We start from the raw sequence: 10,203 nt of genomic DNA on the forward strand, positions 1-10,203 counted from the left end.
AGGAGTATCCCCTTATTGTCAATTGTTTTTATGTATTCTCTTGAGTCGTAATGTTTAGCATTCAGATCTGATTGTTGAAAATAACAAGTAATAAGTTCTGATGAAAGTTCTTCGCCTAGTCCGAGTACCCGACATTTCACTTTTTCGGGGATATCTTGAAGAATAAAAATACCTTCTAATAGATTTGATAGATCTTTAAATTTTTCTTCCAACCACTTTTCTATACTGCTGTCAATTTTTAGTTCTTGTGAAAGATATAAGTGTCGGTGATATAAATTTTCTACGCTACTTTTATAGGTTTGATCTTGAAGACAGGCCTGATTTAAACAATTAGAAAGCAAGTCGGTAACACCACTTAGAGCTGAAACCACAATAATTGTAGGTTCAATTCTGTCGATATGACTAACTATTTGCTGCACTTTCTTGAGGCTTTCTGCTTGGGCAACTGAACTTCCTCCAAATTTTAAGATTCTCATATGATTATATTATTGAATGGGTTTTTAGGGCATAAAAAAAGCCTGCAGAATAATCTGCAGGCTTCGTTAAAATATTTTTATATTAAAAGCTTCACATTATTCCACACGTGGGGCAGGGCATCATAATAGATGTGCCTGTCGTTTGATTCATATATGTGGTCAATGCTGAGTTCATAGTTTCTTTTTTGGTGAAACAAATATGGTGAAAAAATAGAGGAAAACAAATAGTAAACGTCTTAGTTTGTAGAAAAAAGCAAGTTTTAATTCATTGAAAACGTTTGTGGTAGCATTAGTGGATCTTTCATTTTTGTTGGCTGGGATCAGGTTTTATATTGCACAAAATTTTAAATCACAGGAATACTAAAAATAACTCATCTGTATATCTTGATTTATTAATATCTAATATCTAGTTTTGCATCATGAAAGTATTATTGTTAGTTCTATTGGCTGGAGCCGTTTTAACTTTGCTTCTAACTTATATAAGCAAGTTGTTGTTTCCTAAGAAAAATGGGGAAGAGGAAACTGCTAGTGAACCTCTTGAAGAATGTTGTGGGGCTCACGAAGTTTGTGAGACAGATTTACTAAATAAAATGTCCGAAGAAATCATCTATTATGAGGATGAGGAATTGGATGCTTATAGAAATTTTGAGGAGAACGACTTTAACGACGATCAAATTGATGAGTTCAGAGAAATCTTGTATAGCTTAAAAGAAAAAGAGATTGAACCTTGGCTAAAAAGTCTTGAATTAAGACATATTATTCTTCCTTCAATCATAAAGTCAGAAGTGGTTTTCATGCTAGTGAAATAAATTTTCTGAGTTTAATAAAATATTTATAAATCGATTTCAAACGATTGTTCTTTCTTGATTAGGTTTATATATCAAATCTAAATTTAGATATTCTCTTAAAAAAGAGTACATTAGTCAGCGCTGCATGCCTTTGATGAAGTAAAATTAAAAAAAATGGTATTTTAAGTTATTAATGGTTACCTTTGCGGCTTCATAAATTATTTGGTAGACGTTCTTTTGTCAGGGGTTTCATTCATTATTTGAATTGAAAATTTTAGTGTGACAGGGGGCATCATGCCATGTCACAATTAAATCATTCGAATGAATTCATTTGAAAACTTAGGTTTATCCAAACCAATTTTAGAAGCTATTACAGAATTAGGCTTCGTAACTCCAACAGCTATTCAGGAAAAAGCAATTCCAGTTCTTTTAGAAGGAAGAAGCGATTTTGTAGGTCTAGCACAGACGGGAACAGGGAAAACGGCAGCATTCGGTCTGCCATTGTTACAATTAATTGAGCCAGATGAGAAGATCCCACAGGCTCTTATTCTATCTCCAACACGTGAATTAGGTATTCAGATTGCTGATGATCTTAAAACATTCTCTAAAAAGATTTTGAACTTGAATGTCGTTAATGTTTACGGTGGAGCAAGTATTGACGATCAGATTAGAAAAATCAAAAGAGGTGCACACGTTGTTGTTGCAACTCCAGGTCGTTTATTAGATTTAATTCGACGTAAAGCTATCAACTTATCAAAAGTAGAATATGTGATTCTTGATGAGGCTGATGAGATGTTGAATATGGGATTTAAGGAAGATATCGATGCCATCCTTTCTACGACATCTGACAAAAAGCTTACCTGGTTATTCTCAGCAACTATGTCTAGTGAGGTTCGTCGAATCTCTAAGAACTACATGACTGATCCTGTAGAGGTAACAGTTGGTGGGGCTAATACTACTAATACAAATATTGAGCATCAGTATTATTTGATGAACAATAGAGATCGTTATACTGTGTTAAAACGCATTGTCGATTTTTATCCTGATATCTATGGTATTGTTTTCTGTCGTACACGTAAGGAAACTCAAGAAGTATCGGAATTGCTGATGAAAGATGGTTACAATGCCGATGCTATTCATGGAGATTTATCTCAGGTTCAGCGTGACAGAGTAATGCGTAGTTTCAAAACGAAATCATTACAATTACTTGTAGCTACTGATGTTGCTGCTCGTGGTATCGATGTTGACGATTTAACACACGTATTGCATTATAACCTTCCTGATGAGTTAGAATATTATACTCACCGTTCGGGACGTACTGCTCGCGCAGGAAAAAAAGGGATCTCAATTGCTTTAGTTACACCTCGTGATGAGAGAAAGATTAAAGATCTATCTCGTCGTTTAAAAATGGAATTTGCTCAGGTTAAAATTCCTGGAGGAGCAGAAGTTTGTGAACGTCAGCTTTTAAATTTCATGCACCGTGTTAAGGATGTTAATGTTGAAGAAGAAGCAATTGCGCAATTCTTGCCAGCTATTCACGAAGAGTTGAAAGATCTTGATCGTGATGAGCTTGTGAAACGTATGGTTTCTTTGGAATTTAATAGATTCTGGGATTATTATAAGAATGCTCAGGATTTAAATATGAGATCATCTACTCAGAAACGCGTTCGCCAGAATGATGGTGAGGTTAGTACTGAGGATCGTTTGTTTATCAATATTGGTAGAAAAGACGGCGTTGATGTTCCTAGCTTATTGACTTTGATTCATAAGCAATGTGGTGTTCGTGGTAAGAATGTTGGACGAGTTGACCTTAAAGGTGTATTTTCATTCTTTGATGTTGATAAAGCTTTCACCGAGGAAATTATCAAAGGATTTGCTGGCGCTGAAGTAGGCGGAAGAGCAATTCGTATTGAGGTTTCAGGTGATCGTCCAGAAACTACAGATACTGAGGAGAGAAGTCCTCGTGGTGGTGATAGATCTCGTGGATATTCAAGTGGTGGATCTCGTGGTGGATCTCGCGGTGGATATTCAGGTGGTGGATCTCGTGGTGGATCTAGTGCAGGTAGATCACGTGGTGGATCTGGCGGCGGCGATAGATCTCGTTTCAGAAGTGACGATTCTAGAGATAGAAGAAGTAAACCTGAAGGTGCAAGATCATCTGATCGTAGAAGAAGAGATTAATTCGTTAATCATATAATATATAGAAAGGGAGCCAATGGCTCCCTTTCTTTTTACTTGTAATTTTGCTATTTAATTTAAAATTCAATAAAAAAAAGAGCACCAAGAAGTTCTAAATGAATTCTTGATGCTCATCTCTAAAATAAATTAGTTAGTCGGAATATGATGTGTGTTGTGATTCACTTATAAGATTATGATTGGATTACCATTCAATTTCACGGTATTCAACACTTTCTTGATTGATGTGATAGCCACTTTGTTGGTTCGAATTCTCAAATTTGTAAGCACTTACACTTACCGTATAAGTGGTTCCAGCTTTCATGGTGTAATTTGAATCCCATCCTAATGAGGTTTCTTTTAGTATTAATTTGTTCTCATTTAATCTTTCAGAGCTAAAAACTGTTCGTCCATCAATTTCTGTTGCGATCGTAATATGGTATATGTCTCTGTTTTCAACCATATTCCAAGCTATATCAATTTCGTGTTTTTCAGCATCGTAATCGAATTTTGTAATTTCGATAGGATCTATTCTTTCTTCCAAAAGCTTATCTGTTACTTTAAGGCTATCAGATTCTGTTGAAACTAAATTGAATTCGTAATCACCATTGTTGATATCATTAGTGCTGTAATCGTCTACTGCAGGAGTTGAAGTAAATCTTACTGCGTTTTCGCCAACTTTAATTAGAGTGATTACAGGGCTCTTATGATCGGAAAAAGCTACCTCAGCTTCCGACATGTATATATTACTGTATGCAATATAAACTGGAGCGTATTTGATTTCATTATCGATCTTCTGGCAACGTACATAGATGTCCCCTACGGCATCAAATTTCACGTCAAAATTATCATTTTTCTCACAAGCTGATAAAACTCCTAAAGAGATTCCTAGTCCTAAAATAAATTTACTTTTCATTTTTTTCTAATTTGTTTGATATAGATTATATAATCTACACCTCTTGTTTCTTAATCTGATTTTTCTAATTATAGAAGGGGATTTATGGCCATGTTCACCTTCTTAGTCTTAGTTCTAAGCATTGAGATTTCTTTTTGTATCTCACCATAGAGATGTTACTTTTTGAAATGGTTGCGTTAAGCTTTATGAAAAAGTTGAGCCATATCTACGATTTTTTTCGAATGTGGATTTTTTTCTTAATGGAACTTAAAAATATCCGTAACTACAAAAAAGTGTTTATAAATTCTGTTTCAGAAGATTGTTTAGAAAGAGTAAAAAAGAGTTAATTTTGACGCAACCAAATGAATCTTTTTACTACTTGTAATTGAATTCGGATACCTAAGACAAAATTAAACTTGAAGGATAAAAAACTCGAGCGAATAATTAAGGATTCAATTAAAGGTAAATCCAAAGCGCAGGAAAGCCTCTATGTTGAATATGCGCCCAAAATGATGGGGGTGTGTTTGAGGTACGCGAAATCTTACGATGAAGCTGAGGATATCCTGCACGATGGTTTTATTAAGATCTTTCATAGTTTGAAGTCTTTTCGATTTGAGGGATCTTTTGAAGGGTGGATGCGCAGAGTTGTCGTAAATACAGCATTGGAACGATTTAGAAATAAAGCACAACTTCATCCCGTTGAGGAATTTGATGAAGTGGAAGAAGAAGAAGATTTGGATGTGAAAGATGCATCCTTAGAAGTCCTATTGAAGATGATTCAAGATTTACCAGAACGTTATAGAATGGTTTTTAGTTTGTATGTTTTGGATGGTTACCCTCACAACGAAATCGCTGAAATAATGCAAATCACGGTTGGAACGTCTAAATCGAATTTGGCAAGAGCCAGAGGCATCTTAAAAGGGAAATTATTGGAATATTGGGACGAACAGGATCATAAAAGCAACTTGAGAATATGCTAAGAGATAAAGGACATATTGACAAGATATTCTCTGATGGACTTAAAGATCTGTCGGTGCAGCCAAGGCCTGAGCTTTGGAGCAAGATTAATGCAGATGTTAAGCTTGGAAGAAGGAAGAGGCGTGCCGCAGTGATTTTTATCTCTTTAGCAGCAGCTGCCTCTTTAGCCTTATTGTTTACACTTTCTGATAGTTTATTATTTCAGCAAGATGTTAAAGTATATCAGGAAAAATCGTTGGCTGAAATTAAGACTAATTCAAATTTAGAGAATGTGAAAATAGAATCTGTGGCTACTGACAATGAAGTAGGACAGCTTGCCGATGCAGTAATTCAATCTGACTATAAACCAAAATTTCAAAGAAGTACAAATTTGCCTGTAAATAGCCATCATTCAAGTAATGTTATTCAAAAGAGGGAGCTGAGTATGCAAATGGTTCTCCCAAAGTTGAGAGAGAATGTCATCGGTAATTCGACTTTGACGATGAACCTTTCTTACCCAATTATCAAGGAAAGAATAGTTTTAACTACTGTATTATTACACGATTCATTGATCATTGCTCGTAATCTCAGTATGCTAAATCAGTTCGATAAGGTTGAGGGTAAAAAGAAAGAATGGTCAATTTTAGGTCAGGTTTCGTCATCATATTCTTCGTACAAAGGCGAAAAAGCGGGCAGTAAATCTGAAAATGGCTTGCTCAGTGTTGGAGGTGGGGTAAAGTTGAATTGGCAAACTGGGAAAAAGCTGGCTATTCAAACGGGTATTATCTATAATAAGTTCGGACAGCAATTGGCAGGTAGTAACCCAATATTAGAAAGTGCTGTTTTTAATAATAATTTAACCAAGCAAGTTGATTTTGATCCAATTATTGAGTCTTCTGCGGGTAGAATAGTTATGAAGGGAAGTACTGAAGGGCACAATCCCAATGAGCCCTTTGCTAGGAGTTTAAGTTCTTCTCCTGATATGGTTCAGAGTTTTGAAGCAATTGAAATACCTTTTATTTTAAGATACTCACTTTTGGATAAAAAGTTTGGATTGCATCTTAGTGGAGGATTAAGTACTAACTTGATGATTGGCAATAGAGTCTACAATAAAAATACAAGAGAGACTTTAGGGGAAACATCAGGTATTCGTTCTTCAAACTTTAGTACAAGCTTTAGTTTAGGTCTGGAATACCAATTAAGTTCTAAATTTAGTCTTTCAATGGAACCAGCCTTTAAGTATTATTTAAATTCTATAAATAAGGATTCTGATTTTAATTACAAGCCATACTCAATTGGTTTGAGCTCAGGTATTCGATACAAGTTCTAGTTTAGAACGACAGTTTACTCTAGTTTGGTTATATTGGTTGCCTGCTAAAAAAAGTAAGATGTAAATTGTTGACTAATCCAATTAGTATGTCTCTTATACTGATCTACCCATAGCTCCATAGCGTCTTTTTGAGAGCCAATTCAAAAAAATAATCATTCTTTTGTTTACTGTCTATAAATCCTTGCTTTCTAGGTTTGTTCTCATAAATAGTTTAAGGAATTAATAATGATTTTAGTCATGTATTCTGACTGAATTCAGTTGTATTTTCGCATCTCTTTTTTTAAGTCTTTTAGAAAAGGTTTTTAAGGTTTATAAGTCGAAGGAATGTAAATATTCGACTGACAATAAACCTAATAGGAGGTGTTTGAAGTTGAGGTTTTCCTAATATTTATTCGTAAAATAGAGGTTGAAAAGTAGGGTTAGAATGGATGAGTTTAGGTTGAAATTAATAGAAAAGACGATTACGTTTATTTCCAGAGAGGTTGAAACGAATCAAGAGAAGCGGAGTATCGACAGTTTTGTCCAATTTGCAGGCGATTTGCTTGATGCGGACTGTGTTTTTGTCGATACCTATTCTGAAGCAAATCCGAATGCTGTTGAAAGAATAGCTTGTTATTATCAAGGGGGTAATAAGCCAGATCTTGGTAATACCGATGTTGAGAATTTATTTCCACATGACAATAGATTGAAATCCTCAGAAGCTGAAAATTGCATTAGCATACCGTTGATACGAGCCAATGGTGATTCTTTGGGTTTTATAGGCATTATTTATAAAAGTCTAAGAGTAGATGAGAGAACGGTTGAATTAGTCCTGCAAATTATTGCAACAAAGGCTGCACAGATTATTGAGACTGCGTTTCTCGAATCACATCTGATCAAGAGGGAGTTAGAGGGTGATCAGATTAAAAGGAATGAAGAACGTTTAAGTTTTGCCTTTGAGGGTGCTCGAGATGGTATTTGGGATTGGAATGCTCATACCAACAGGGTTTTCTAATCAACTCAGTGGAAAGCGATGCTTGGTTATGAAGACAATGAAATTGGAAATTCTTTCGATGAGTGGAATCAAAGAGTTCACCCCGAAGATAAAGATCATGTGTATTCTGATTTAAATGCACTTTTAGACAACCAAAAAACTTTTTATAGGAGTGAGCACCGTGTTTTGTGTAAAGACGGTTCTTATAAATGGATACTAGCCAGAGGGAAAGTAATAAGTTGGACTAATGAGGGGAAAGCACTTAGAGTTCTTGGAACACATACCGATATTTCGGAAAGAAAGTTAGCCTCTATCGCTCTTACGGAGAGAGAAGAAGCTTTGAAGGTTCTCGCTGATAATACTTTTGATGGTATGGTTGTTAACGATTTAGAGGGGAATTACCTGTATGCCAACAATAGAGCCATTGAAATTTCCGGTTATTCTATAGATGAGTTAAAGAATATCAATTTTCGGGAATTAACACTTTACAAACAGTATACTCAATTCCTTAAGGACATCAAAAATGGTTCTAGACAAGGTCAAGAAAGCCGTGTTTTTGAAACTCATATTCGAAATAAAGGAGGATTTGAAATTCCTATAGATATTATCATATCTAAAATAGTTTGGATGGGAAATCATGCAGAAATTGTATCAATAAGAGATATTTCTGGCTGGAAAAAGATTGAAAGGGAGTTGATTGAAAGTAAAGAGCTTTTTTCTGGATTATTCCGAAATTCTACAATGGGTCTGTATCAAACGACACCCGAAGGTGAGATTCTGTTGGTAAATCCGGCTATTATAAAAATGTTGGGCTATGACTCTTTCGAAGAACTTCACGAAAGAGATTTGTCACAAAGAAGCTATGTTGATGATAAGAAAAGAGACGAGTTTAAAAAGATATTAGATGAGAATGGTGAAGTTACAGGTTTTGAATCGGCTTGGTTAACGAAGGATGAGAATATTATATATGTAAATGAAGGCGCACGGGCGGTAAAAAACACCAAAGGTGAAATTATTCGTTATGAAGGTGCCGTTGTAAATATTACTGAGCAAAAGAAGGCTGAGCTAGAACTTATTCGAGCTAAAGAAAAAGCGGAAGAAAGTGATCGTCTAAAATCAGCTTTCCTGGCAACCATGTCTCATGAGTTGAGAACACCACTGAATGCTATAATTGGTTTTTCAGATCTTTACAAAGAAAATATTTCGGAGGTGGAAATGATTGACTTTGCTAAAATAATTAATAAAAGTGGACACCGTTTGCTTGAAATGTTCGAGGATATGTTTAGTCTCACACTGATAGAATCTGGTCAAATTACAATCAAAAATGAATGCTTTGAAATAGCTCCACTTTTATCGGATATATGGGGTCTTATAAAAAAAGAACAGCTGAGGATTGGAAAACAGGAACTTGATTTGGTTTATAGTCTTCATCCTAATATGACGAGTCTTAAAATTCAGACGGATCAACATAAGTTGAAACAGATTTTAGTTCACATCTTGAAAAATGCTTTGAGATATACGAATCATGGTCAAGTTAAGTTTGACTGTTATCCCGATGTCGAGGATGGTAATTCCGTAATAAGATTTGAAATTAAGGATACAGGTATTGGTATTAAATCAGAAGATCAGAAAGTCATATTTGCTCCCTTCAGACAAATAAACGATTCTTATTCCAGAAAAATTGATGGAACTGGTATCGGTTTATCTATCAGTCAGAGCCTTTCTAAATTATTAGGAGGTTCTATAGTAGTAAATTCGGTTTTTGATAAAGGAAGTACGTTTTCCTTTGCTCTGCCCTGTAAGGTGCAGGAATCCAGTCAGAGATTAAGTAAACAGAATATCCTGAGTATAAACTGGGTGGGGAAAACGATTTTGGTGGCTGAAGATGATTATATAAATTTTGAACTTATCAGGAAAATATTGCGCCCCACGAATGCCAATGTGATACATGCTGTGAATGGACTTGAGGCTGTTAAGTTTTTTGAAAAGCACAAGGAAATTGACCTTGTTTTAATGGATATTCGTATGCCTGTGATGGATGGAATAGAAGCGATTAAAGCGATTAAATTAATGAATCCAGATTTCCCTGTGATTACCTTTATATCTAACATAAATTTAGAAGAAAAAGAAAAAGCTCTGGCAGTTGGAAGTGATGACTATATTTCAAAACCCATAAATGTTGAAGCTTTATATCGTGTTATACACTCTTATTTGGAAGAAAAATTAGGAGTCTAAACTGAAAAAAGCATGCATAAATCAGAAGAGAACTGTCAGTCTCTTCTGGTTTGAATAGTTCGTCGAATAACATAGCTGTTTTATTGAATTTTTCACCAAGTAAAATGGCAGGTGTAACTTTCAATATTACCCACAGCATCCTTCACAATCAATTTCAGCTGATGTTTCTTGTTGCCTGGCAATCTGCTTTTATCGAAAGTATAGAACAAGCGGTCTTCCTTTTTATCAAATTCGAATAATACCCACTTATTATCAATTTCACCATGGTATGATTTAATGCCTGATAAATTATCTTTTATCGTAAAATCAATAAATTTTAGGTTTTTAATATTCTTATTTTTATAATCCGTTTTTGTCGTGATACTTGGCGCAAG

Annotated in this window: 7 protein-coding genes and 3 pseudogenes; 7 read left to right on the top strand and 3 right to left on the bottom strand. The window is 34.9% G+C overall.

Features of this window, described 5'->3' with window-relative positions:
- A pseudogene (locus ABY905_RS09660) lies at positions 1 to 476 on the bottom strand (hypothetical protein); the annotation flags it as partial.
- 419 nt (positions 477 to 895) lie between these two features.
- Between ABY905_RS09660 and ABY905_RS09665 the strand changes: the two are divergent.
- Together ABY905_RS09665 and ABY905_RS09670 are read left to right on the top strand one after the other, a co-directional pair.
- Entirely contained in the window at positions 896 to 1,285 is a 390-nt protein-coding gene (locus ABY905_RS09665; RefSeq protein WP_372643023.1) for a hypothetical protein, read from the top strand.
- 300 nt (positions 1,286 to 1,585) lie between these two features.
- Positions 1,586 to 3,445: a DEAD/DEAH box helicase gene (locus ABY905_RS09670; RefSeq protein WP_372643025.1), complete on the top strand. Its 1,860-nt coding sequence runs from the start codon at positions 1,586 to 1,588 to the stop codon at positions 3,443 to 3,445.
- 199 nt (positions 3,446 to 3,644) lie between these two features.
- On the opposite strand, the gene ABY905_RS09675 is transcribed toward ABY905_RS09670, so the two are convergent.
- The gene (locus ABY905_RS09675) at positions 3,645 to 4,355 is read right to left on the bottom strand and encodes a hypothetical protein (RefSeq protein ID WP_372643028.1); all 711 of its coding nucleotides are present in this window, start codon (positions 4,353 to 4,355) and stop codon (positions 3,645 to 3,647) included.
- A gap of 395 nt (positions 4,356 to 4,750) precedes the next feature.
- Here ABY905_RS09675 and ABY905_RS09680 point away from each other — a divergent pair, with 395 nt between their 5' ends.
- The 5 genes and pseudogenes from ABY905_RS09680 to ABY905_RS09700 all read left to right on the top strand — a co-directional run bounded on the left by ABY905_RS09680 (position 4,751) and on the right by ABY905_RS09700 (position 9,829).
- Entirely contained in the window at positions 4,751 to 5,314 is a 564-nt protein-coding gene (locus ABY905_RS09680) for an RNA polymerase sigma factor (protein ID WP_372643031.1), read from the top strand.
- Complete coding sequence (locus ABY905_RS09685) at positions 5,308 to 6,621, top strand: hypothetical protein (protein ID WP_372643034.1); 1,314 nt, start codon at positions 5,308 to 5,310, stop codon at positions 6,619 to 6,621. The genes ABY905_RS09680 and ABY905_RS09685 overlap by 7 nt, the downstream gene beginning before the upstream one ends.
- A 424-nt stretch (positions 6,622 to 7,045) precedes the next feature.
- Positions 7,046 to 7,615, top strand: a complete 570-nt coding sequence (locus tag ABY905_RS09690; protein ID WP_372643037.1) for a hypothetical protein — start codon at positions 7,046 to 7,048, stop codon at positions 7,613 to 7,615.
- A 15-nt stretch (positions 7,616 to 7,630) separates the two neighbouring features.
- A pseudogene (locus ABY905_RS09695) lies at positions 7,631 to 7,891 on the top strand (PAS domain-containing protein); the annotation flags it as partial.
- A gap of 15 nt (positions 7,892 to 7,906) precedes the next feature.
- The gene (locus ABY905_RS09700) at positions 7,907 to 9,829 is read left to right on the top strand and encodes a PAS domain S-box protein (protein ID WP_372643039.1); all 1,923 of its coding nucleotides are present in this window, start codon (positions 7,907 to 7,909) and stop codon (positions 9,827 to 9,829) included.
- Between the two features lie 92 nt (positions 9,830 to 9,921).
- Here the strand turns inward: ABY905_RS09700 and ABY905_RS09705 are convergent.
- Positions 9,922 to 10,203, bottom strand: a pseudogene (locus tag ABY905_RS09705) (hypothetical protein); the annotation flags it as partial.

Origin of the sequence: Ancylomarina sp. (genome assembly GCF_041555295.1) — a bacterium.
Lineage (GTDB): Bacteria > Bacteroidota > Bacteroidia > Bacteroidales > Marinifilaceae > Ancylomarina.